24 protein-coding genes are annotated in these 21125 nt (G+C 58.3%); 17 read left to right on the top strand and 7 right to left on the bottom strand.

Features of this window, described 5'->3' with window-relative positions:
* The first annotated feature begins 6 nt into the window (after nucleotides 1-6).
* Together DXX99_RS04585 and DXX99_RS04580 are read left to right on the top strand one after the other, a co-directional pair.
* Nucleotides 7-1002: an RAMP superfamily CRISPR-associated protein gene (locus DXX99_RS04585; protein ID WP_115792341.1), complete on the top strand. Its 996-nt coding sequence runs from the start codon at nucleotides 7-9 to the stop codon at nucleotides 1000-1002.
* Between the two features lie 13 nt (nucleotides 1003-1015).
* Nucleotides 1016-1318, top strand: coding sequence for a hypothetical protein (locus DXX99_RS04580; protein ID WP_115792340.1), 303 nt, complete (start codon nucleotides 1016-1018; stop codon nucleotides 1316-1318).
* On the opposite strand, the gene DXX99_RS04575 is transcribed toward DXX99_RS04580, so the two are convergent.
* The 6 genes from DXX99_RS04575 to DXX99_RS04550 all read right to left on the bottom strand — a co-directional run bounded on the left by DXX99_RS04575 (nucleotide 1315) and on the right by DXX99_RS04550 (nucleotide 6519).
* Nucleotides 1315-2424 carry a Clp1/GlmU family protein gene (locus tag DXX99_RS04575; RefSeq protein ID WP_165847717.1) on the bottom strand — a complete coding sequence of 370 codons (1110 nt, stop codon included), beginning with the start codon at nucleotides 2422-2424 and terminating at the stop codon, nucleotides 1315-1317. The genes DXX99_RS04580 and DXX99_RS04575 overlap by 4 nt on opposite strands.
* A 30-nt stretch (nucleotides 2425-2454) precedes the next feature.
* Nucleotides 2455-2841 (bottom strand): DUF1284 domain-containing protein, encoded by a 387-nt coding sequence (locus tag DXX99_RS04570; RefSeq protein WP_115792338.1) that lies wholly within the window; start codon nucleotides 2839-2841, stop codon nucleotides 2455-2457.
* Nucleotides 2842-2849: 8 nt separating this feature from the next.
* Nucleotides 2850-3449 carry a biotin transporter BioY gene (locus tag DXX99_RS04565; RefSeq protein WP_205664637.1) on the bottom strand — a complete coding sequence of 200 codons (600 nt, stop codon included), beginning with the start codon at nucleotides 3447-3449 and terminating at the stop codon, nucleotides 2850-2852.
* A gap of 80 nt (nucleotides 3450-3529) precedes the next feature.
* Nucleotides 3530-4711, bottom strand: a complete 1182-nt coding sequence (locus DXX99_RS04560) for an ABC transporter permease (protein WP_115792337.1) — start codon at nucleotides 4709-4711, stop codon at nucleotides 3530-3532.
* Between the two features lie 15 nt (nucleotides 4712-4726).
* Nucleotides 4727-5878, bottom strand: a complete 1152-nt coding sequence (locus tag DXX99_RS04555; RefSeq protein ID WP_115792336.1) for an HlyD family secretion protein — start codon at nucleotides 5876-5878, stop codon at nucleotides 4727-4729.
* Entirely contained in the window at nucleotides 5875-6519 is a 645-nt protein-coding gene (locus DXX99_RS04550; RefSeq protein WP_115792335.1) for a TetR/AcrR family transcriptional regulator, read from the bottom strand. The genes DXX99_RS04555 and DXX99_RS04550 overlap by 4 nt, the downstream gene beginning before the upstream one ends.
* A 548-nt stretch (nucleotides 6520-7067) precedes the next feature.
* Between DXX99_RS04550 and DXX99_RS04545 the strand changes: the two genes are divergently transcribed.
* The 7 genes from DXX99_RS04545 (at nucleotide 7068) to DXX99_RS04515 (ending at nucleotide 13333) form a co-directional block, all read left to right on the top strand.
* Nucleotides 7068-7523: a DsrE/DsrF/DrsH-like family protein gene (locus DXX99_RS04545; protein WP_115792334.1), complete on the top strand. Its 456-nt coding sequence runs from the start codon at nucleotides 7068-7070 to the stop codon at nucleotides 7521-7523.
* Between the two features lie 111 nt (nucleotides 7524-7634).
* On the top strand, nucleotides 7635-8444 hold the full coding sequence (locus DXX99_RS04540) for a hypothetical protein (protein ID WP_115792333.1): 810 nt from the start codon (nucleotides 7635-7637) through the stop codon (nucleotides 8442-8444).
* 26 nt (nucleotides 8445-8470) lie between these two features.
* Nucleotides 8471-8824, top strand: a complete 354-nt coding sequence (locus DXX99_RS04535; protein ID WP_115792332.1) for a gamma-glutamylcyclotransferase family protein — start codon at nucleotides 8471-8473, stop codon at nucleotides 8822-8824.
* The gene (locus DXX99_RS04530) at nucleotides 8824-10506 is read left to right on the top strand and encodes a hydantoinase/oxoprolinase family protein (protein ID WP_165847716.1); all 1683 of its coding nucleotides are present in this window, start codon (nucleotides 8824-8826) and stop codon (nucleotides 10504-10506) included. The genes DXX99_RS04535 and DXX99_RS04530 overlap by 1 nt, the downstream gene beginning before the upstream one ends.
* Before the next feature lie 110 nt (nucleotides 10507-10616).
* Entirely contained in the window at nucleotides 10617-12344 is a 1728-nt protein-coding gene (locus DXX99_RS04525) for an aldehyde ferredoxin oxidoreductase family protein (RefSeq protein ID WP_115792330.1), read from the top strand.
* A gap of 12 nt (nucleotides 12345-12356) precedes the next feature.
* On the top strand, nucleotides 12357-12596 hold the full coding sequence (locus DXX99_RS04520; RefSeq protein ID WP_115792329.1) for a MoaD/ThiS family protein: 240 nt from the start codon (nucleotides 12357-12359) through the stop codon (nucleotides 12594-12596).
* 2 nt (nucleotides 12597-12598) lie between these two features.
* Entirely contained in the window at nucleotides 12599-13333 is a 735-nt protein-coding gene (locus DXX99_RS04515) for a HesA/MoeB/ThiF family protein (protein WP_115792328.1), read from the top strand.
* Here DXX99_RS04515 and DXX99_RS04510 read toward each other — a convergent pair.
* Nucleotides 13330-14682 carry a histone deacetylase family protein gene (locus DXX99_RS04510; RefSeq protein WP_115792327.1) on the bottom strand — a complete coding sequence of 451 codons (1353 nt, stop codon included), beginning with the start codon at nucleotides 14680-14682 and terminating at the stop codon, nucleotides 13330-13332. The genes DXX99_RS04515 and DXX99_RS04510 overlap by 4 nt on opposite strands.
* Nucleotides 14683-14895: 213 nt before the next feature.
* Between DXX99_RS04510 and pgeF the strand changes: the two genes are divergently transcribed.
* From pgeF to proC, 8 genes are all read left to right on the top strand, one after another.
* Nucleotides 14896-15597, top strand: a complete 702-nt coding sequence (pgeF, locus tag DXX99_RS04505) for a peptidoglycan editing factor PgeF (protein ID WP_276308328.1) — start codon at nucleotides 14896-14898, stop codon at nucleotides 15595-15597.
* 23 nt (nucleotides 15598-15620) lie between these two features.
* The gene (locus tag DXX99_RS04500; RefSeq protein ID WP_476692341.1) at nucleotides 15621-16307 is read left to right on the top strand and encodes a response regulator transcription factor; all 687 of its coding nucleotides are present in this window, start codon (nucleotides 15621-15623) and stop codon (nucleotides 16305-16307) included.
* A complete protein-coding gene (gene pnpS / locus DXX99_RS04495; RefSeq protein WP_115792324.1) occupies nucleotides 16301-17557 on the top strand; it encodes a two-component system histidine kinase PnpS in 1257 nt (418 codons plus the stop codon). Before DXX99_RS04500 ends, pnpS begins: the two co-directional genes overlap by 7 nt.
* A 35-nt stretch (nucleotides 17558-17592) precedes the next feature.
* Nucleotides 17593-18348 (top strand): phosphate ABC transporter ATP-binding protein PstB, encoded by a 756-nt coding sequence (gene pstB / locus DXX99_RS04490; protein WP_115792323.1) that lies wholly within the window; start codon nucleotides 17593-17595, stop codon nucleotides 18346-18348.
* A gap of 89 nt (nucleotides 18349-18437) precedes the next feature.
* Entirely contained in the window at nucleotides 18438-19100 is a 663-nt protein-coding gene (gene phoU, locus DXX99_RS04485) for a phosphate signaling complex protein PhoU (protein WP_115792322.1), read from the top strand.
* 22 nt (nucleotides 19101-19122) lie between these two features.
* Nucleotides 19123-19863, top strand: coding sequence for a YggS family pyridoxal phosphate-dependent enzyme (locus DXX99_RS04480; RefSeq protein ID WP_205664636.1), 741 nt, complete (start codon nucleotides 19123-19125; stop codon nucleotides 19861-19863).
* Nucleotides 19817-20251 carry a cell division protein SepF gene (locus tag DXX99_RS04475; protein ID WP_115792321.1) on the top strand — a complete coding sequence of 145 codons (435 nt, stop codon included), beginning with the start codon at nucleotides 19817-19819 and terminating at the stop codon, nucleotides 20249-20251. Before DXX99_RS04480 ends, DXX99_RS04475 begins: the two co-directional genes overlap by 47 nt.
* A 24-nt stretch (nucleotides 20252-20275) precedes the next feature.
* Nucleotides 20276-21124: a pyrroline-5-carboxylate reductase gene (proC, locus tag DXX99_RS04470; protein ID WP_115792320.1), complete on the top strand. Its 849-nt coding sequence runs from the start codon at nucleotides 20276-20278 to the stop codon at nucleotides 21122-21124.
* Nucleotide 21125 lies beyond the last annotated feature (1 nt).

Raw genomic sequence — 21125 nt, 5'->3', positions numbered from 1 at the left:
AGAGAGGTGGAGTGGAAGCCTTATGATTTCGTCCCTTTTCCCGATCGCTGCGTCCGTGCTCTTTGTCCCGGACATCACCGGTTTGCTTCTTATACCGGAACCCTGGAGTGCGAGCTCCACTTACTGCGCCCTTTGCAGGTGGGCTCGGGGTTTTCGGACTTCGTTAAAACCAGGCAAGGAGCAGAAGTATTGGCTGCCTGCCATGCGGGCGTGGAAAGGGAAGGTAAGCGGCTTCACGTGATACCTGGATCTTCGCTCAAAGGAGCTTTGAGAAGTCTCACAGAAGCCATTTCCTATTCTTGTCTGAGGATAACGAACGATAAGGTGCGGGCTTTTGTTCCGAATAGACCTAACCGTTGCACCAGAGTGGACGAGCTTTGCCCTGCTTGCCGAATTTTCGGCATGACCGGCCCTAGAGGCGAAAGTTATCAGGGCAATGTGCAGATTCCCGACGTTGTGATGCCGGAAGGGACCAAAGCGGTTCTTACTCGCATCCCCATCTTGTGGACTCCGGCTCGGGTCAAAAACGGCTTGCCCCGGAGCTATCTGGGCGGAAAAAGAGAGGCCAGGGGCAGAAAGTTTTACTACCACGGGAAAATAGCTTCGGGGCCGGATGCGCGGGTGGTCTTAAAAGAAGGACAATCGTTCAAAGCGACGCTTCATTTTAATAATCTCGATGCCGCTTTGATGGGCGTGTTGCTCACGGCCATGGGGTTGCACCCGGCCCACCGGTTTCCGGTGAAAATGGGGGCGGGCAAGCCCGTGGGAATGGGAAGCGTAGAAATCAAGCTTTTATCTACGACTCTTCGGAATGCGGAGGCGGGGCGGCTGGGAGTCGGGGCTCGCCTTCTTGAGGGGCAGGAGTTGGAGAAATGGGTGGAAGAGTGCTGCCGCGAAGCGGAAAAGCAGGGTCTTCTTTTCTGCGAAGGGTTGGAGAAGGTAGCCGCCATTCTTGCGCGGGAAGAACTCGATCGGCGGGAGATGCCGGGAGGTCCTTACTGAGGGGGTAGGAGAGGTGGACTGGGAGATCATCACACGCGAGGCGGAAGGGATGGCACGCCGCTTTAAGCAGAACGGTGTTGACCTTAACGAGGCGAAAAAGGTGCTGGACTATTACGTGTACAAGCGTTTTGACGAGGAGGCCTTGGTTCGCTATCTCCAGATTATGGCTTTCAATCCGCCTCCGCGGAGCAAAAGAACCCAGAGGTACTATCAGAAGCTTTACGATCTCTGGCTCAACTGGAACACCGGCTTGAAAGGGCGGGACAAAGCTCGTGCCTGGGGCTGGGCCATCCGCCTGGCTAAGGCAGGGGGCTAATCCTCGGAAGGTTGGCCGTGCTCCGGTGGACGGAAAGCCGCGCGCTGAAAGGCGGGCTGGCCGTTTATGAGGGGGAAGCGGTAGGAGCCGAACTGGATTTCCGCGATCTTTTCCCCGGCCGGAAGAGGGGAGAGGATGCTTATCTTTTCGCCTTCAAAGTCGAGCTCTTGCACTATCCCTAAAGCGCGCGCTTCTCCTCCTTCGCTTATCAGCGCCACCAGCAGCCCCCGGAAGTAAAGGGGGCTCAGTTGGTGAAGGTCTGCCTGCTCCAAACCCAGGCAGGCCTTGACCCACAGAAGCTCATCTTCGCTCAATCTCTCTTCCACCACCAGAATACCCTGTTCTGAAGAGCTTTCCGCCCACAAAACCTTTTTCCCCAGAGAAGAAGAGAGCTTTTCTCTTTCTTCCCGTTCCAAAGGCTGGCCTGCTCCTAGAATGCCCCGGGAAAAGGCCAGCTCTTTCAAAGGAAGCTCGTGTCTGGTGCTTTCGGCAAAGTAAAGGCGCCACTTTTCTTCCCGGTTGCGCGCCCGCTCCTCGAAGGTTTTGCGCTGTACTTCCGCCGCCACCCGCAGGCGGAAAGCTTTGGCCCTTCTTTCCCAGATTCTTGCTAGGTCCTCAAGCTCCTTCCGGCGCTGAAAGAAGACCACGACGTCGGGCTCCAGAAGGTCGAGCTTATAAGCCTTAAGCGTCCTGCCCACTCTTCCCCGCACCAGCCCGGTGGTGTCCACTACGATCCGGTCGGGATTTTTCTTTTTCCGGGCCAATTCCACCATCTTTTTGGTTCCTACTACGCAGGGGAGCAGGTGATTCTGGGGGCTTATGGCTCCGGCGAAGTAAAAGGAGTCCATGGGAATGTCGGAAAGCCTTTCCACCGGACTCTCCGGAAAACCCAGACTTATGACCGCCGGGGGCCCGATGCTCGCCTGCCCCACATCGGCGTCCACCACCGCGCAGGAAAGCCCCGCTTCCATAATCCGGTTCACCAGGTAGGAGGCGAAGGTGGTTTTGCCGCTGTCTACTCCTCCCACCAGCACAATGAGGCGGCCGCTTTCTATGATCTCCGCCGCTTTCTGCTGCCACTCTTGAGGAAAACCTGCTTCAGTCACGCCGGAGATACCTCCAGCCGCTCCTTTACTCTAAAAGATTTCAGCCGACTCAAGACAAATCCTCTGCCACTCGCAACCTTTGCAGTGCTCCTTTAGCCATTCCAGTGGCAAGCGGCGAAACCTTCTCTTTACCTCTACCCAGTCTACCCGGGTTCCCGGCTGCAGGCCCAGTCCGGCCAGGGCGAAGGCGTCTCTGGCCTTAACCTTCACCTCGGCTTCCGGGCCGTTGGTGCACCGACCTTTCTGGAGAAAAGGGCAGAGGGAGCAGACGAGGTCTGCTCCCTCCACTATTTCTACTTCCTCTCCCCTGGATAATCGGCATAGAATTTCTTCCAGGTTGCGCACGAATTCCTGGCTGTACCCTTCCCCCCGGAAAAACTGCAAACAAATCAGGTGATGACCTCTTAAGCGTACCATGGTGCGGCTTATCTGCTGGGAAGGACGAGTCGTCCCAGGCTGGCGGCGAAGGCTATCTTCAGAAGGTCACCGGGCACGAAGGGAAGGCTGCCTAAAAGTAAAAGCTTGCTTAAAGAATGGGTTCCGGTTACCGCTCCCAGCCAGAGGATCCCGAGGCCGTGTATGACCAAGAAGTTAGCCACCAGCAGACTGGCTATGAGGCCTGGGAGCCGCCGGGCCCAGGCGAAGTGGTCGCAAAGGTAACCTACCAAGAGGGCGGCCAGAATAAACCCTATGAGGTATCCGCCAGTAGGTCCGGCCAGGACGGCAAAACCTCCCTTGAAGCCGGCAAACCAGGGAAGCCCCAGGCCGCCGAAAAGGACATAGAAGAGGGAGCTTAAAGTGCCGGCCCTGGTTCCCATCAGGATGGCCAGGAAGAGTACGGCGAAGGTCTGGCCGGTGATGGGTACGGGGGTGAAGGGTAGGGGTATCCTTATCTGTGCCGCCAGCCCGATGAAGGCAGCTCCAAAGAGGGCCAAGGCGATCTGGGTGGAAAGTCCGGAGCTCCGGGTAAACTCGAAAATCCTCCCGCGAAAAACTTCTACCCTTTCGGTGAGACTCAGAGCCAAATTCTCCCCCTCCTCGAGAATCGTTTTTCAAAAGTTTACTAGCCGAAGACTCGATTGTCAACCACCTGGATAAGATGAAGTTAACATTGTGTTTTCGCTGCCTCTTCCGGCTTGGTCGCGAAGTACTTGCACTTGACCACCACGAGCGCCGCCCCGAAGCAGAAGAGGGTCATCAGAGTAAGAATTCCCAGGTCCTTGGCTATGTCTGTGAATCCGGCGTTCATCAAGAAGATTTTACGTACGTTTTCGGCGTAGTAGGTCAGGGGCATGAGGTGGCCCAGTATCTTGGCTGGGAGGGGCATGGCCATGAAAGGCCAGGTAAAGCCAGAAAAGAGGAAGGAGGGGACAGCGAAGAGCATGGCTATCTGGGTGGCCTCAAGTTCATTGCGGCAGAGGGCCGAGACCATGACACCGAAGCTTAAGATGCAAGCCAGGAAGCAGGCGGTGAGCAGAAGGAGGAGGGGGTAGCTTCCCCTGAAGGGAATGCGGAAGAGGAGTATGGCTTCAACAAACATGAGGTTCAGGGTTACAAAGTTGAAGACGAAATAGGGGAGGATCTTGCCTAAGGTTATGGCGAAGACACTGGAGCAGTGGGCCTTAATTTCGGCTAGAGTACCGAGCTCTTTTTCTCGCACGATGGCAACCGCTACGTAAAGCAGGGCCACCTGCTGGGTGATGGTGGCTATGAGCCCCAGGAGTAGGAAGTTGGAGTAGTTGAGAGTGGGGTTGTACCAAACGCGCACCTTGAAGGATATGGGCTGGGCCAGACGCAAGGCCGTTTCGGGCGACATCCCGCCTTTTTCTAGGTAGCGAACCAAGGTAGCGCCCGAGAGGGTCTGCACGATTTCGCTGGCGGCCGTGAGGGAAGTGTTGGCTATAATCAGATTGGTGCCGTTGGTTATCAGCATCACTTTGCCGCCTTTGCCCGTCTTTACTTCCTTGGAAAAGTTAGGTGGAATAAAGAGGGCGACCATGATCTTGCCTTGGTGCATGGCCTGCTCCAGCTCTTTCTGGTCGGTAAAACTCATAATGTGCCGGAAGCGATCGGAGTCTTGAAAGGCACGGATTACGGCCCGGCTTAGAGAGGAGTTGTCCAGGTCCAGTACCCCCAGGGAAATACGGTTTACCGTATTCTCGTAGTAGAGGATTCCCAGGAGGGTGCAGTAGAGAAGGGGTACCCCCAGCAATATCCCCAGCAGGCGGCGATTCCGGAAAATGTAGCGCCATTCCCTTTCCCAGACGTAGGCTATCTGCTTGAACATGGCCCGGTCTCCTCTTTAAGGAAGGTATAAGATGACGGTCATGCCTGCCCGCAGCTCGGGGTTGTCCAGCCGCACCTTTACGTTGTAGGCTACCAACTCTTTTTCTCCCCGCTCGTGGGTGGGACGCTGAGCGGCATAGTCCGGCTTGCGGTTGATAGACTCTATCTTACCGGTGAAGGTCTTCCCCGGCAGGTCAGGAGAGGAAATTTTTACTTCCTGTCCTTCTTTGAACTTGCTTACGAGCTTTTCGTTGACCTTAAAGTCGGCCCAGTTGCGGGAAGGCTGCTGTATGGTGACGATGAGGGCGCCGGTGGCAACCAGTTCTCCCTTTTGGACGTACTTGGTCACCACTACCCCATCGCAGGGGGCTTTAATGACGGTGTCCTCCAGGCTGTGCTTCACTTCGGCCAGGGCGGCTTCCGCCTGTTGGCGCTTGGCTTCGGCGGCCGCCAGATCACTTTGCGCCAGCAGGGTCTGCATCCTTCCTGCCTCGGCCTTCAAGAGGGCTGCCTGAGCCTGGCTTACCGCTGCTCCGGCCGCACGCACGTCTTCTTCCCGCGCCACTCCTTTCAGAAACTCCAATCCCTCTTCAGCCTGGCGCACCTGCTGCCGGGCTGTTTCGTACTTGGCTTTCACTTCGTCCAGGGCCTGCTGCGGCACGGCCCCGGCGCTATAAAGCTGCTGGTAACGCTGAAAGGTTTTCTCGGCCAGCGAAAGCTGGGCTTTGGCCTCCTCCAGCTTGGCCTGGGCCTGTTCTATCTGGGTCTGGGTTCCTCTACTTACTTTGTTATACTCGGCCAAGGCCCGGTCGAGGGCTGCCTGGGCGGCCTGGTAATCGGCGTCGCTCAATTTCTGCTGCAGTAAGAGGGCGTCTCGGGCCTTCTGACACTGGGCCTGGGCAGCGGAGAGTTGGGCTTCGGCCTGCCGCTTCTTGTCCTCCAGTTCCTTAGCCTCTATCACCGCTATGACCTGACCTTCCTTGACCGTATCTCCTTCTTCTACTTTGAGCTCCACCACCCGGCCCGGGATCTTAGCGGCTATGTCTACCTCTCGGGCTTCTACCATGCCGGAAAGTTCGGTACTGAGGTTGTTAAAACGGCAGCCGGAGGCCAGAAGCAAAAGGCTTAAGACGAGAGCCGTCCAGAGGCCAAACTTCCTGGAGATCATGCGTTTGCTCCCCCTTCCGGATGCGGAGTGACGTACTGGCGAAACAGGCGGAGAATGTGGTCAAGGCGCCTTTTTAGGTTTTCGGGGCTATGCGGGTCGCCGTGCCACAAGATGGCCAGCATGCTTTTGTGGGTGAAGTAGGCGATACAAAGGGTGTGAAGGGTGATGAGGAGCTGGTCCACGTCTATGTCTTGGCGGAAGTAGCCTTCTTTCATCCCTCTTTCCAGGATGGAGCGCAGGGAACTTAGGCCCCTTTCCCATATGGGTGGCAGTATCTTGCGGGCATAGTTTCCTCCTTCCAGCATCTCCCAGGCCACCAGCCGGGCGTAGCGGGGATGCTCGGCCAGGAAAAGGAAGTAGCGGGTAATGACCTGTTCTGCCTGCTCAGGTGGGGTGGAGTTTCCCCCCAAGGCTTGGTGGGTGAGCTTCAGAGCCCGGGCAAAGTTGTTTTCCAAGACGCTGAGGTAAAGCTTTTCCTTGTCTCCAAAGTAGTGGTAGAGCATGCGTTTGTTTATGCGGGCGCGGGTAGCTATCTCGTCCACCCGGGCTCCGGCAAAGCCTTTGGCGGCAAAGACCTCTTCGGCCGCTTTCAGAATCCGGGTCTTAGCAGGCTGTTCCAGGGAATCGGTTTTGGCGGACATTTTTCCCCTCTGGTAACTAACCAGTTAGTTACTCGCTACCAAAGAGATGGTAGCACGACTTCCGAGGGGTGTCAATTCCTCTTGACAAAGGGTGGGACTTTAGTTAACATAATATTCCGGAAGGAGCAAAGGATGCGCTGCCGGTAGCCCCTCTACCAGGTTACCTAAACAAGCAGAATGAAAACTCTCGGGAAGGGGGGTGATGTCCATGGCCATCCGGAGGAGCTTGCTAACCTTCCTTGGGGAAGCGGTTAGGGGCTTGTCCGGGGGGTTCATAGGAAGCATCACCACCCTAGACCGGCTCGAGACGAGGCAGGTGGACGAATTCCCGCAACGGTAGCTGGACCGGACGGGTCCCTGCCGCTGACCACCTGCTCGATCGCGATATGGGAGTTGCTTAAGCGGGTATCTTGGAAGGGACGTGATAAATTGTAGCCGTCTAGTGAGGGGCGCCGGCGGGCGCTTTAATTTTTGCCTTGACATGGGGTGGGCGGGGCGTGTTAGAATCTGAATAGGGTATAGGGTATATTGCCAGAAGGAGTGACGTTATGGCCGAGAGGACGAGCGACAGAAAAAAGGCCACTTTCATCTGCGCCCGCAACACGCTGGAAGGGGTTTATCCTCCCCTCATCCTGGCCCTGCAAGCGGTGAGAGCAGGAGCGGACACCTCTGTCTTCTTCACCTTCGACGGAATCAACGCCGTGCGCAAAGAAGGTATAAAGAAGGCCAAGTATTTCCCGCCCGGTATCTTGGGAGTAATCCCAGGCGTTCCCGCCCTGGCCACTAGGATGATGATCAAGATGGCGGAGGAGAGAGCCGGCATTCCCCGCCCGGAAGACCTTATGGAGATGTGCCAGCTGGAAGGGGTTAAGCTTTATGCCTGTAAGATGACGGTGGACATGATGGGACTTAAAAAGGAGGACTTCATTCCAGGGGTGGAGATCATTGACGCTCCCGGCTACATGGAGCTCGCCCTGGCCTCCGACATTAACATTTTCGTTTAAGCGAAGATAGCGCAAAAAGGACAGGCCTTAAGGGGGCTCGGCTGCCCCCTTTTCTTTTTTTGCAAGCATATGTTATCTTGGAAGTGTAAAAAGGTAGGCAGGTGATGCCCCATGCAGGGTCTGTCGGCCAAGGACCTCGACTTCGTGCTCCGGACGGTGGTGGATAAGCGCGACGATTACGGGTACTTGCAGGAGCTGCTGCACGACAAACCCGACCTGGTGGATCTTCTGCTGGACGATCCCAAGCTCTTTCGGCGCATCGTAAGCGAGGAGGACGTGTTACTCAAGATCTCTCCCTACCTTTTCTTCGAGGTCCTGCTGCGCCAGGCGCGGAAGGAGCTCAGCCACCGCCGGTACACGGTGGAGAGGGTGGGTATTTACCGCCAGGTGCCGGTGCTCGACGGCACGCGGGTGGGAGAGCTTTTGGGACGCGAAGACGTACGGGGTTATCTTGCCAACCTGCTGGCTTCTTTTACCAAGACCAACACCGCCGTCTTTTACTTCAAGGTGGGCACCCGTCTTTACAAGCGGCGCTATTCTGACCTCGATGTAGATGATCTTCTGGGGCTGGTGCGTCTGGTCGAGGAGCCCTATCGCTATCCTCTTTACCGGCGGATAGGGGAGGTTTGCCTCTTCCTTTCCGCCGTTTTTCCCGACTATATCGAGGAGAAGGTCAAAGAGCATTTTATGCGGGCCACCAGGGTGGAGGAGCTTTTCCGTTGCCCGTGGGGAGTAGAAGAATACACTACCGAGGGAGAAAGATACTATCGCCTGGCGGCTTCCCTGCGGGAAAAGTCTGATCCCGAGGAAGCGGCTTTGCTGCGGACGGTGGCGGACAACTTCCTGCTCCTGCGCAAGTCGCTGAACCACATAGCGGAGAACTATCTTTGCTTCCGTAAGGCCTTTTCTCTAGGAAGCTAGGCGCGGAGGTGTGACATTTAAAGGCGGTGGAGGCTCTGGTTTTTGCCTACGGCTTCTTCATGCAGAACCGGAGTAGCCACGGCGCTTTGCGGGGATCGCGCTTCCTGGGGCGGGGAAAGGTTAAAGGTTTGGGCCTTTGGGCGGTTACTCCTAGGCTAGTGGGGGCGGTGCGGGAGCCGGAAGGGGAGCTCTACGGCGAGGTTTACGCCGTCGACCGGTTGACCCTCGATTTTCTCGACCGCCTGCAGGGAAACGGGAAGCTTTTCCGGCGGGAACTCTTCCCGGTAATGATGGAAGACGGGAAGGAACTTCAGGCATGGGTCTACCTCTGGCTGCACCGGCGCAGCACCTGCAAGGCCACAGGAGAGGGAAGCATTTAATGGCAATTGTAGGTATCGATGTCGGCGGAACACATACCGACGGAGTTTTGCTGGTAGGCCGGACTTTGAAGGCTTGGACGAAGTTGCCGACGCGCGAAGATCTGGGGGCCGTATTGACCGAGGTCTGGCACCGCCTGCTGGAAGAGGGAGGGGTGAAGCCGGAGGAGGTTTCGCGTATCACTTTTAGCACCACTCTGATCACCAACTTGGTGGCTAAAAAAGAGCTTCCGCCGGTAGGGCTGGTGCTCATTCCCGGGGGAGGGGTTGATCCCTCCCTGTTCTATTACGGTGCCGCTTCCACCTTGGAAATCCGGGGCATGGTCGATTTCCGGGGACGGGAATTGGTACCCGTTGACGAAAAAGAAGTGGAAGAGGCGGCGCGCCTTTTGTGCCGACAGGGGCTAAAGCGGGTGGCGGTGGTGGGCAAGTTCAGCTCCCGCTACCCGGCTCAGGAGGAAAGGGTGGCAGAGTGGTTGCGCCGGATTGCCCCGGAGCTAGAGATCACTCTGGGGAGCAAAGTAGCCGGAGGGCTGGGTTTCCCTCGGCGGGCGGCTACCGCCGTGCTCACCGCCGCCATAAAAGAGCGCTTCGAGGCTTTTTACCGCGAGCTCCAGGAGGGGATCGGCCGCGCCGGTTGCCCGGCTTCCCTTTTTCTCCTGCGGGCCGACGGGGGCACCATGCCCCTTGCCTACGCCCTTCAGCGCCCTGTGGAGACGGCCTTTTCCGGCCCCGCCGCCAGCGCTATGGGAGCCTTGGCTTTGTCCCAGCCGGACTTGAGCGCAGCGGTAATGGACGTGGGGGGAACCACCACCGACATAGCTCTTCTTTTGGAAGGCCGTCCCCTGACTTACTCCCGGGGAGCAGTTTTAGAGGGCAGACTCCTGCAACTGGCCTCGCTGGCGGTACATTCCGTTCCCTTGGGCGGCGACAGCTGGGTGCGGGTGGAGGGAGGAGAGTTGCGGGTAGGGCCGGAGAGGAAAGGCGTGCCCTATGCCTGCGGGGGGCCGGTACCCACCCTGACCGATGCGCTCCGGGTGTTAAATCTTTCCTCCTTCGGGGACGAGAGGAGAGCCTGGGAAGCAATGCGGCAGGTGGGGGAGGGGCTGGGTGAAAAAGATCCCCAGGCTACCGCCCGAGCCGTTTTAGGCCAGGCTGTTAGGAAGTTGGCGGAGGCTGTCAAAGTTGCCTTTGAACGCTGGGCGCAGGAGCCGGCCTACCGCCTCTGGCAGGTTAAATATCAACTCCCTCGACCCCAGAAGCTTGTCGGAGTGGGGGCAGCTGCTTGGGGGCTGGTTCCGGAAGTGGCCCGCCGGCTGGGGTTAAAACCTCTTGTACCTCACCTGGCCCCGGTGGCCAACGCTTTGGGGGCGGCTCTAGCTCGGGTCACCCTCAGCCGCACTTATGTGCTCGACACTCAGCAGGGACGGATAAGCGTTCTGGAAACGGGAAAACAAGAAAGGCTGAACCAAGGGGGAGACCTTCTCCCCCCGGAAGCGGAAGAGTTGGCTTTGGAACTTTTCCGGCGCGAGGCCCGAGCTTCGGGCATCGACCCCGAAGGGGCGCGGATTACCTCCTCGGAAGTTTTTAACGTGGTGCGCCACTGGCGCCGGGTAGGCAGGATATACGAGATAGAGGTGCGCCTGCCAGCGGGCGTGCTCTTCTTCCTGGAAGAGCACTCGTAGGGCTTCGGTTTCGCTCTTGCGGGTCAGGGATCTAAAGGAAGGCTGATTGACGCTTTTGCTGAGGAGCCTTACAATAGAGGCAAGAACTTCACCTCGTGAAGGGGATAAGTATGGGAAAGATCGTACGGGTAGATATGACGGCGAGGAAGGTGACCGTGGAGGAAGTGCCGGAAAAATACCGGCTTCTGGGCGGGCGCGCTCTCACCTCCCAGGTCGTCCACGACGAAGTCCCACCCACCTGCCACCCTCTAGGACCCCATAACAAGCTGGTAATCGCTCCTGGACTTCTTTCCGGTACTCCAGCTCCTTCTTCGGGGCGCCTTTCCGTGGGCGGCAAAAGCCCGCTGACGGGAGGGATCAAGGAAGCTAACGCCGGCGGTATTTCCTCGCAGAAGCTGGCCAACCTGGGGATAAGGGCTGTAGTAGTGGAGGGACGCCCTCAGGATGGAGGCTGGTATCTTCTGCGGCTGTCGCCTGAAGGGGCGGAGCTCCTCCCTGCCGACGACCTGGCGGGGAAGGGAACCTACGAGGTGACCAAGATCTGCCGGGAACGCTTCGGGGACAAGGTAGGGGTGATCACCATAGGTCCCGCTGGCGAGATGATGCTTTCCGCCGCCGGGGTCACCAACAATGATCCTGAAGGTAACAGCAGCCGCTACGCCGGGCGCGGAGGCCTGGGGGCAGTGATGGGCTCCAAGCGGCTCAAGGCCATCGTGGTGGACAGCCCTTCCCTTTTCAATGCTCCCCTTAAGGAGCCCGAACGCTTCAAGGCGGCAGCCAAGCGTTTCGCCGATATCTTGCACCAGCACCCGGTTACCGGCCAGGGTTTGCCCGCCTACGGCACCAACGTTCTCATGAACATCATCAACGAAGCTGGAACCCTTCCCACCCGCAACTTCCGCTTCGGGCGCTTTGATAAGGCAGCCGAGGTGAGTGGGGAAAAGCTGGCCGAGGTAGCAGTGGCGCGGGGAGGCTTGGCCACGCACGCCTGCCATCCGGGTTGTGTAATGCGCTGCTCCAATGTCTATCCCTTGCCTGACGGTAGGGTCTGCGCTCCTATAGAATACGAGACCGCCTGGGCTTTTGGTCCCAACTTGGAAATTGGTGATCTGGACGTGATCGGCGAGCTCAATTATCTTTGCAACGACCTGGGGCTGGATACTATCGAGACGGGGGTCACGCTGGGAGTGCTGATGGAGGCGGGGGTGATCCCCTTCGGCGACGGCGAAGCGGCGATCCGGCTTTTGAAGGAGGTCTACCAAGGGACTCCCATGGGCCGGATAGTGGGCAGTGGGGCGGCGGCAGCAGGCCGGATCTTCGGCGTCACTCGGGTTCCGGTGGTCAAAGGTCAGGGTCTGCCCGCTTACGATCCTCGGGCTTGCAAGGGCAACGGGGTTACCTACGCTACCTCTCCTATGGGGGCTGACCATACCGCCGGCTACGCCGTTACGGCCAACATTCTTAAGGTGGGCGGCTACGTCGACCCCTTAAAGCCGGAGGGTCAGGTGGAGCTCTCCCGCAATCTGCAGATAGCCACTGCCTTCATCGACAGCACCGGCCTATGCCTCTTCGTGGCCTTCGCTGTGCTGGATAACCCCGAGGGATTGCCTACCATCCTGGAGATGATCAACGCTCAGTACGGCACCTCTCTCACTGTGGAGGATGCCATGGAAATGGGCAAGAGGGTGCTCAAAGCGGAGCGGGAGTTCAACCTGTGGGCAGGCTTCACCCGCGCCGACGACCGGCTGCCGGAGTTCTTCACCTACGAGCCCTTGCCCCCGCACAACACCGTCTTTGATGTGCCAGGAGAAGAACTCGATCGGGTGTTTGACTTCTAAGAGGGAGAAACTTTGCGCGTAGAAGTGCGTCTTTTCGGTGGACTGGAAAAGTTTGTAAAAGACGTGCGCTTCGGCGAAGGCTTTCCGGTGGACCTGCCGGAGGGGGGACGGGTGGCCGAATTGCTCGACCGCCTGGGTATTCCCCCCTCCCAGGTCTTTTCCGTCCTGATAAACGGGCGTCACGCCTCTTTAGCCGACGTTCTGCGGGAGGGGGATCGGGTAGCCCTTTTCCCGCCCCTGGGGGGAGGTTGACTTTGGAAAGAGAGCGCTATCTCCGGCAAATAACCCTCCCAGGCGTGGGAGAAGAGGGGCAGGAGAAGCTTTTACGCTCCCGCGTTCTGGTGGTGGGAGCCGGAGGGCTGGGGGCGCCGGTAGCCTGTTACCTGGCGGCGGCCGGGGTGGGTACCCTGGGGCTGGTAGACGACGACGTGGTGAAGCTTTCCAATCTGCAGCGCCAGATTCTTTACCGCACGGAGGATCTGGGGCGGCCAAAAGTGGAGGTGGCGCGCCGGCAACTTCTATCCCTGAACCCGGAAGTCAAAGTAGAGGTTTGGCGTGAGCGCTTTGCGGAAGATAATGCCCTTTCCTTGGTGGAAAGGTTCGATGTGGTGGTCGATGCCACCGACAACTTCTTCACCCGCGCTCTCCTCAACCGCGCTTGCGTGGCCCGCAGCAAGCCTCTGGTTCACGGTGGCGTGCGTAACTTCGCCGGGGAGGTCATGACCGTTCTCCCCGGCTCTGGTCCCTGTCTGGCCTGCCTTTTCCCTCTGGAGTCCAAGGCGGCTTCCGCTCAGACAGAGGGCAGCAGCGTGTTAGGCCCGGTGCCCGGGGTAATAGGGACCTTGCAGGCGGTGGAAGTGCTCAAGTACCTGCTGGGCTTGGGAGAACTCCTGGTAGGGCGTCTCCTGGTTTACGACGCTCTCTCGGCTACCTTCCACGAGGTGCAGGTGACCCGCAACCCCTCTTGCCCCGTATGCTCGAAATTTTAAAGCACTTCCTCCCGATCCTGATCCGGGTAGTAGTGGTAGTAGCGGTCAGCGGGCCGGTCCTGAAGGTAGATCACCGCGTATTTAGGGGTGCGCTTTTCCTTGTGGTGCGTATAAATCTCCCTGGCTTCCTGCTGGCATTTCTCGCAAGCTGGCAGGGGTAGGCTTATGGCCAGCACCTCCAGACGACGGCCGTCGGGGTGAAGCGCGTAGGAGCTTATTTCCTGGTAGCCAGGGCAGCGAGGGCAGAGGCGCACCTTTTCTTCCTGGAACTCTTCGATCCCATCCGTGTCGTAGAAGACACGGCGGCGAAACTCGGCCAAATCCCCAGCGGGCCGGTTCTGCCAAGCCAACTCCTCTCGGTTTTCCCATATACGCTTTAAATCCCTCACCAGAGAGCGGATGTACTCACGGTGGGCCGGGGTGAGGGGGAAGGCTGAGGGGTCATAGTCAGGCTCCCTTACCCGGCTATAATCGTACCCCGCCAGGGCCAGCACTATGGCCAGGTTGACGTAGGGTAGGGCCCCTTCGATGGAGTACCCCCCTTCGAGTACGCAGAGGTCGGGCTTCAAGAGCTCGTTTAGATGGGCGTACCCCTGGGCGCTGAAGCACATGTCAGCTAAAGGGTCGGAGTAGTGGTTGTCCTGTCCGGCGGAGTTGACCACGAGTTCGGGCTTAAAGTCGGCCAGCACGGGTAGAACCAGCTCTTCCATAACGTAAAGGATACCCTCATCGTTGGTGCGGGGCGGTAAGGGGACGTTTAAGGTGTAGCCGAAGGCCCCTGGCCCGCCCAACTCGCTTACACTACCCGTCCCCGGGTAGAGGGTTCGCCCGTCCTGGTGCAGGGAAATAAAGAGCACTTCCGGGTCGTGATAGTAAATGTCTTGGGTGCCGTCGCCGTGGTGCACATCGGTGTCCACGATGGCTATTCTCCTAACTCCGTAGTGGCGGCGCAGATATTCTATCATGATGGCCTCGTTGTTGATGTTGCAAAAGCCTCGGTTGCCGTGCACTATCCTCCGGGCATGGTGTCCCGGCGGGCGGACCAGGGCAAAACCCCGCTTTATTTCTCCCCTCCGCCAGGCTTCTGCCAGGTGGATCGCGCTACCCGCCGCTACCAGGTGTGCTTCTCCTGCCAGGCTCTTTACTTGGGGCACGCAGAAGTGCACGCGGGCCACATCTTTAAAAGAGGCCGGGCGGGCGCGGTACTCCACCACCCCGGGAAGGTCCAGCACTCCCTCTTCGAAGAGTTGGTCTTTGGTGTAAAGGAGCCTTTCTTCTCTCTCCGGATGGGTAGGGGAGATGGCCCAGTCGAAAGCGGGAAAGAAGACCAGTCCCAAACGTGCCGCCATCCTTCATCACCTTCTTAGGATTTTGGCGGAGGAAGCCCAATTTCCTGCTGCCCGATTCTTTAACAACGGCTTAACCTGCCCTTTCCCTGCCCGTGATATAATCTTTTATGTAATCATTCACCTGGGGAAGGTGCTTTTGCCGTTAATAAGTTTTTGCGCAGCTACGGGGAGATCAGGACGGTAATATCCCCCAAGCTTCACTTTCCCTGGCTTATGCACGCCTTTACCACCCGCCAAGGTGGAGTGAGTGAAGGTCCTTTCGCTTCGCTCAATTTGGGCCTGAGCACGGGAGACGATCCCGAGAAGGTCAGGCGCAACCGGGAGAGGCTGGCCCAGGCTCTTGGTTTCTCCTGGGAGGAAGCGGCGCAGGGAGAACAGGTTCACGGTACCAAAGTTGCCGTGGCAAATTTCCCTGGTGAAGTTTTCCCGGCCACCGACGGGCTCTTGACAGTGGTGCCGGGGATCCCGCTGGTGGCTCTTTTTGCCGACTGTGTCCCTATTTTCCTGGTGGACAAAGCGAAGAGGGTAGCAGGTATTGTGCATTCGGGGTGGCGGGGCACGGCTCAAAAGATAGTGCTCGAAGCCTTGGCCCTCATGCAGAAATACTTCTCCTCCAGTTTAAACGACTGCCTGGTGGTGCTGGGGCCGGCCATAGGTCCTTGTTGCTATCTAATCGGGGAAGAGGTGGCGGAGCAGTTCGCCTCTTGGAAAGGGAAGGTGCTTGTACGGGAAGGGGGCGGGTGGCGGCTTGACCTGCGGGAGGCTAACCGCCAGCTCGTGCTGGAGGCGGGAGTGCCTCAGGCCAACGTGGAGGTCCTGCCCCTTTGCACTTCCTGCCATCCTGAGCTTTTCTTTTCCCACCGGCGCGACGGAAGCAAGACCGGACGTATGGCGGGCGTGGTCATGCTCAAGTGAAGGGGGGAGCGTCTTTGCCGCTGGTGCTGGTGGTCGACGACGAGGAGCACATCCAGAAGCTTTTACACTTCACCCTGGCCAAGGAGGGCTTTCAGGTTCTGGTAGCTGCCGACGGCCCCCAGGCTCTGGAGATGGCCAGGCAGCACCGGCCGGACGTCATCATTCTCGATCTCATGCTGCCGGCCCTCGACGGATTTACGGTTTGTGAGCTTTTGCGCCGGGATCCTGGCCTGAAGGAGATACCCGTGATTGTGCTTAGCGCGCGGGGAGCGGAAGAGGACAAAGTGCGGGGCCTGGATATCGGTGCCGACGATTACGTCACCAAGCCTTTTAGTCTGCGCGAGTTGGTGGCGCGGGTAAAGGCCCAGCTGAGAAGGCGCCAAAGCCAAACCGAGCGGGAGAAGCTGGTGTACGGCCCGCTGGTGATCGACCGGGAGCGCTACGCCGTGGCCTGGAAAGAGCACTGGCAGTACCTCACCCCGAAAGAGTTCGAGCTCTTGTATTTCCTGGCCGCCCATCCCGGGAGGGTTTTCAGCCGGGAGCAGCTGCTTGACCAGATCTGGGGCTACGACTACCTAGGAGGGCCCCGCACGGTGGATGTACATGTGCGCTATATCCGGCAGAAACTGGAGCAAATGCCGGGCGCTCCGCAGCTCATAGAGACCGTCAGAGGGGTCGGATACCGCTTCCGGGAGCCTGCCCAATGGTAGCTAGGCGCTTCTACGGATGGTCGATCTTTTTTCTTTCTTTACCCTTAGCCGTTTACCTAGGGATTACAGTGATGGAGAACAAGTTTTCTCCGCTCTCCTTTATCTGGGGCGCGGGGCTTTTAGGACTTTTGGCTTTCGTCCTCGCCGTCTTTCGTCGGCCGGACTCTCCAGCGGCTCTCGGTTCAGACCTCTCTCTTCGTCAGCTGCGCTCCCAGTTAGCCGAACTGACCCGTGAGAAGGAGCAACTGGAGGCCATTTTGTCCGGTCTTAGCGAGGCGGTTTTGGCTCTAGATCACGAGGGGAGGGTTTTGCTGGCCAACCAGGCGGTCAAGGAACTCTTTGGCATAGCACCGGAGGAGGCGCGGGGAAAGACGGTTCTGGAAGTGGCGCGGGATTACCGTCTAGAGGAATTGGTGGGCAGGGTTAGGGACACGGGGGTGTCGGCCGAGCAGGAGCTCACCTTCCTTTTTCCGCAGCCCCGCATCTTTGCGGTCAGGGCTTCCCCCTTGCCGCCGGACAAAGTGGTGGTGGTTTTACGCGAGGTTACCCATGAGCGGCGCTTAGAGCGGATGCGGCGCGAGTTTGTGGCCAACGTATCGCACGAATTGAGAACCCCGCTCACAGCCATAAAAGGTTTTGTGGAGGCCCTAGAAGACGGGGCTCTGGAGGACCGGGAGACGGCACAAGAATTTTTACAAATCATCGCTTCCGAGACCGAAAGGCTAATTCGCTTGGTGGAAGATCTGCTCAGGCTCTCCCGCTTGGAGAGCCGGCAGACCTTTCTGCGGCGGCAGGAGGTGGATTTGACCGAGCTTATCGGCAATATCGCTCCGGTCTGGCGCAGGCAGGCGGAGAAAAAGGGGTTGATCTTCGAGATCGATCTTCCCCCTGGTCTGCCGCCAGTGCCGGGGGATCCGGAGCTTCTGACCCAGGTCTTTGTCAATCTCATAGATAATGCGCTAAAATATACTCCGGCGGGCAAAGTGCGGATAAGGGGCGAACACCAGCCCGGCTGGGTGCGCATCGAGGTGGAAGATACGGGTATAGGGATCCCGCAAGACTGCCTGCCGCGGGTGTTCGAGCGCTTTTTCCGGGTGGACCGAGCCCGTTCCCGAGCCTCCGGGGGGACGGGCTTAGGGCTTTCTATCGTCAAGCATATCGTGGAACTCCACGGAGGGAAAGTGGGCGTAGAAAGCGAACTCGGTAAGGGGAGTCGTTTCTGGGTTTACCTGCCCTCGCCTCAATCCTGAGGCGCTTAAACCAGAAAGTAGCGAGGTATCGGCGGATGACAGTAAAGATCAAAGTGGAAAACCTCAACTTCTACTACGGTGATGTTCAGGCTTTAAAAAATGTAAGCATAGACATAGAGGCTAACAAGATAACTGCTCTTATCGGCCCTTCTGGCTGCGGTAAAACTACCTTTCTGCGTATTCTCAACCGGCTCTGCGATCTGGTGGAGGGGGCGCGGGTGGAAGGCAAAGTCCTGCTCGACGGTCAGGACATCTTCGCTCCCGATGTCGATGTGGTAGCCCTGCGCAAAAGGGTGGGCATGGTCTTTCAGCGGCCTAATCCCTTCCCTATGTCCATCTACGATAACGTGGCTTTTGGCCCCCGCATTCACGGGGTAAGGGATAAGCGGCGCCTTGATGAGATAGTAGAGGCTAGCCTCAGAGGAGCAGCTTTGTGGGACGAAGTATGTGACCGCCTCCATCGTTCGGCTCTGGGTCTCTCGGGTGGTCAGCAGCAGCGGTTATGCATTGCCAGACTGCTGGCGGTAGAGCCGGAAGTCCTGCTGATGGACGAGCCCACTTCAGCCTTGGATCCCATTTCTACTATGAAGATAGAAGAACTCCTCCAGCAGTTAAAAAAGCGTTATACCATCGTCATAGTTACGCATAACATGCAACAGGCGGCCCGGGTATCCGACGTTACGGCTTTCTTCCTTTCCGGGGAGCTTATTGAGTACAACGAAACGGGCATAATCTTTACCCGCCCCCGCGATCGCCGCACGGAGGACTATATCACCGGTCGGTTTGGTTAAATATCCGGTTGACAGAGCAACCGTTGCGCATGGTGGTTCGCCGGGGATAAACTGGAAGAAATTTTTAGGCGAGAAAGGGGTGACGCTGGTTGACCACCCAGAGATTCTTTGAGAAAGAGCTAACGGCCCTAGTAAACGATATTTTGCGTTTGGGCAGCCTGGTAGAAGAGGCCGTTTTCAACGCCATACAATCCTTTATCAACCAAGACGAGGCGTTGGCCAAGCAGGTGATCGCCAATGACGATCGCATAGACGCCTTGACCGACGAGATCGAAAACCACTGCATCCGCCTCATAGCCACCCTGCAGCCTACTGCTCGCGACCTGCGGGTGATCGTGACCGGGCTTAAAATCATTCTCAACCTGGAAAGGATGGGAGACCACGCTTCAGACATTGCCCGGGCCGCTTTAAACGTTTGCGAAGTGCCCCGGCTTTCTCCCAGCATCTCGGAGGCCATCGTGCGGATAGCTCAGCTTGTGCAGCAAATGCTAAAGGATAGTCTGGATGCCTACGCTCGGGGTGATGTGAGCCGGGCTCGCTCCCTCTCCTCGGCGGACGACGAAGTGGACCACCTGTACAACCGGGTTTTTCGGACCATCATCGAGAACATGGAAGAAGATCCGGCCAACATTCGCTGCGGCGTTTATTTTTTGCTAGTAGCCCTGCGCCTGGAGCGCATAGCCGACCGCGCTACCAATATCGGCGAAGATGTAATCTACCTGGTCACAGGGGAATGGGAGACTCTAAATTAACTCAGGAGGTTTTACCTTTTCGGTGTCGAAGATAAGAGAAAACCTCCAATGGGTCCGAAAGGCCATAACCAGAGCCGCCCTGCGGGCAGGGCGGGATCCGATGGAAGTGCGACTGGTAGCCGTGACCAAAGGGGTGCCCGTGGAGGTTATCAGGCAGGTGCTGGCCGAGGGTGTGGTCGACCTGGGGGAGAACCGCGTTCAGGAGCTGGTGGCCAAGTACGAGTTACTGGGCGACAGAGTAAGGTGGCATTTTATCGGTTACCTGCAGCGGAATAAGGTAAAGTACCTAGTGAGAAAGATCGCTCTCTTGCACAGTTTAGACCGGTGGTCTCTGGCCCAGGAACTTGACCGGTGGGGGCGGCGAGAAGGGTACGTCTTCCCAGCTCTGGTGCAGGTGAACGTGGCCCGTGAGCCCCAGAAGCACGGCCTTCTGGAGGAGGAAGTAGAAGATTTTCTTCTGGCGGTCCGATCTTTAGAAGGAGTAAAAGTACTTGGTTTTATGACCGTAGCTCCCAAGGTGGCGGAGGCGGAAGAGGTTCGTCCCCTGTTCAGGCGCCTGGCGGAAATGGCCCGGAAGTACGCCCGCCTGCCCGGGGTGGAGATTCGCTACCTCTCCATGGGCATGACCCAGGATTTCGAGGTGGCGGTGGAAGAGGGCGCCAACATCGTGCGGGTAGGAAGAGCCATCTTTCAAGGTCTAGGGGAGGGAGAGGGAGATGAGCAAGCGTCTGGTGGACAAGGTGTTGGGCTTCATCGGTTTTGAGGAAGAGCCGGAAGAGGCCGAACCGCAAGAGGAACTGCAGGAGCAGGTGGTGCGGACACGCAAAGGGCCGGCGGTGGTAAGTCTCCACACTCAGCGCCAGATAAGGGTGGTGGTAGCTGAGCCGCGCTCTTTCTCCGAGGCGCAGGAGATAGCCGATCACCTTAAGAACCGGAGACCGGTGGTAGTTAACCTGGAGCGGGTGGAGACCGAGTTGGCACAGCGGATAATAGACTTCGTCAGCGGGGCCGTCTACGCCCTGGGCGGAAGCCTGCAACGGGTGAGTTCCAACATACTCCTCTTTGCTCCCAGCAATGTGGACATAGCGGCGGAAGGTAGGGAAGGAGGGGAAAGGGGGCTTTTCCCCTGGCAGAAGTTCCGCGAGGGATAAAACTAGGTGGAGGTTTAAGGTTAGATGCAGGCGTTGGCCGGGCTCAAGGTGGGTTTTATTGGTGGCGGGGCCATGGGGGGTGCCCTGGCTACCGGGCTGGTGCGTAGCGGTCGGGTGGCACCGGAGCAAGTGCTGGTAAGCGACGTGTGCGCAGAGCGCCTGGCCGAACTTTCCCGGGTGCTGGGGATTAAAACTCTCTCCGATAACCGCTTTCTGGCCCGGGAAGCTGATATAATTGTGCTGGCGGTCAAACCCGACCAGATAAGGCCGGTGCTGGAGGAGATCGCCGACCTGGTTCATCCGGGACAAACCCTTATCTCCATAGCGGCGGGTGTTCCCCTGGCCGAACTCCAGCGTTGGGTGGGGAAGGCGGTGCCGGTGGTTCGTGTCATGCCTAACACGCCGGCGCTGGTGGGAGAGGGGGCCAGTGCTTACGTCCTGGGCAGTCACGCGGGAAGCCGGGACGCCGGCCGGGCGGAAGCGTTGCTGTCGGCAGTGGGCCGGGTGGTGAGGGTGGCGAAGGAAGAGCTCCTAGATGCGGTCACGGGGCTCTCGGGCAGCGGTCCGGCCTACATTTACCTGGTGATCGAGGCTTTGGCCGAAGGCGGAGTGCGCATGGGTCTTTCCTGGAGGGACGCACTTTTGCTTGCGGCTCAGACGGTCTTAGGAGCGGCCAAGATGGTACTGGTCTCGGAGGAGCACCCCTCTGTGTTGAAGGATCGGGTAATGACCCCGGCCGGAACCACAGTAGAGGGGCTCTTTGTGCTGGAGGAGCGGGGAGTAAGGGCGGCGTTCATCGAGGCGGTGAAGGCGGCCGCCCTCCGGGCAGAAGCAATAAGACTCGGAAGGAACGGGAAAGGCGGCAAGGACTAGA

This window comes from Ammonifex thiophilus (assembly GCF_003368535.1).
Classification (GTDB): Bacteria; Bacillota; Desulfotomaculia; order Desulfotomaculales; family Ammonificaceae; genus Ammonifex; species Ammonifex thiophilus.
The sequence above is the reverse complement of the archived record's forward strand: the minus strand, read 5'-3'. Positions and strand labels throughout refer to the sequence as shown.

What these genes read in the sequence shown, in the direction of transcription:
- DXX99_RS04570 (WP_115792338.1), bottom strand. Translation starts at nt 2,841, where the DNA reads ATGGTACGCTTAAGAGGTCATCACCTGATTTGTTTGCAGTTTTTCCGG.
- DXX99_RS04560 (WP_115792337.1), bottom strand. Translation starts at nt 4,711, where the DNA reads ATGTTCAAGCAGATAGCCTACGTCTGGGAAAGGGAATGGCGCTACATT.
- DXX99_RS04555 (WP_115792336.1), bottom strand. Translation starts at nt 5,878, where the DNA reads ATGATCTCCAGGAAGTTTGGCCTCTGGACGGCTCTCGTCTTAAGCCTT.
- DXX99_RS04550 (WP_115792335.1), bottom strand. Translation starts at nt 6,519, where the DNA reads ATGTCCGCCAAAACCGATTCCCTGGAACAGCCTGCTAAGACCCGGATT.
- DXX99_RS04545 (WP_115792334.1), top strand. Translation starts at nt 7,068, where the DNA reads ATGGCCGAGAGGACGAGCGACAGAAAAAAGGCCACTTTCATCTGCGCC.
- DXX99_RS04540 (WP_115792333.1), top strand. Translation starts at nt 7,635, where the DNA reads ATGCAGGGTCTGTCGGCCAAGGACCTCGACTTCGTGCTCCGGACGGTG.
- DXX99_RS04530 (WP_165847716.1), top strand. Translation starts at nt 8,824, where the DNA reads ATGGCAATTGTAGGTATCGATGTCGGCGGAACACATACCGACGGAGTT.
- DXX99_RS04525 (WP_115792330.1), top strand. Translation starts at nt 10,617, where the DNA reads ATGGGAAAGATCGTACGGGTAGATATGACGGCGAGGAAGGTGACCGTG.
- DXX99_RS04510 (WP_115792327.1), bottom strand. Translation starts at nt 14,682, where the DNA reads ATGGCGGCACGTTTGGGACTGGTCTTCTTTCCCGCTTTCGACTGGGCC.
- pgeF (WP_276308328.1), top strand. Translation starts at nt 14,896, where the DNA reads ATGCACGCCTTTACCACCCGCCAAGGTGGAGTGAGTGAAGGTCCTTTC.
- pnpS (WP_115792324.1), top strand. Translation starts at nt 16,301, where the DNA reads ATGGTAGCTAGGCGCTTCTACGGATGGTCGATCTTTTTTCTTTCTTTA.
- pstB (WP_115792323.1), top strand. Translation starts at nt 17,593, where the DNA reads ATGACAGTAAAGATCAAAGTGGAAAACCTCAACTTCTACTACGGTGAT.
- DXX99_RS04475 (WP_115792321.1), top strand. Translation starts at nt 19,817, where the DNA reads ATGAGCAAGCGTCTGGTGGACAAGGTGTTGGGCTTCATCGGTTTTGAG.
- proC (WP_115792320.1), top strand. Translation starts at nt 20,276, where the DNA reads ATGCAGGCGTTGGCCGGGCTCAAGGTGGGTTTTATTGGTGGCGGGGCC.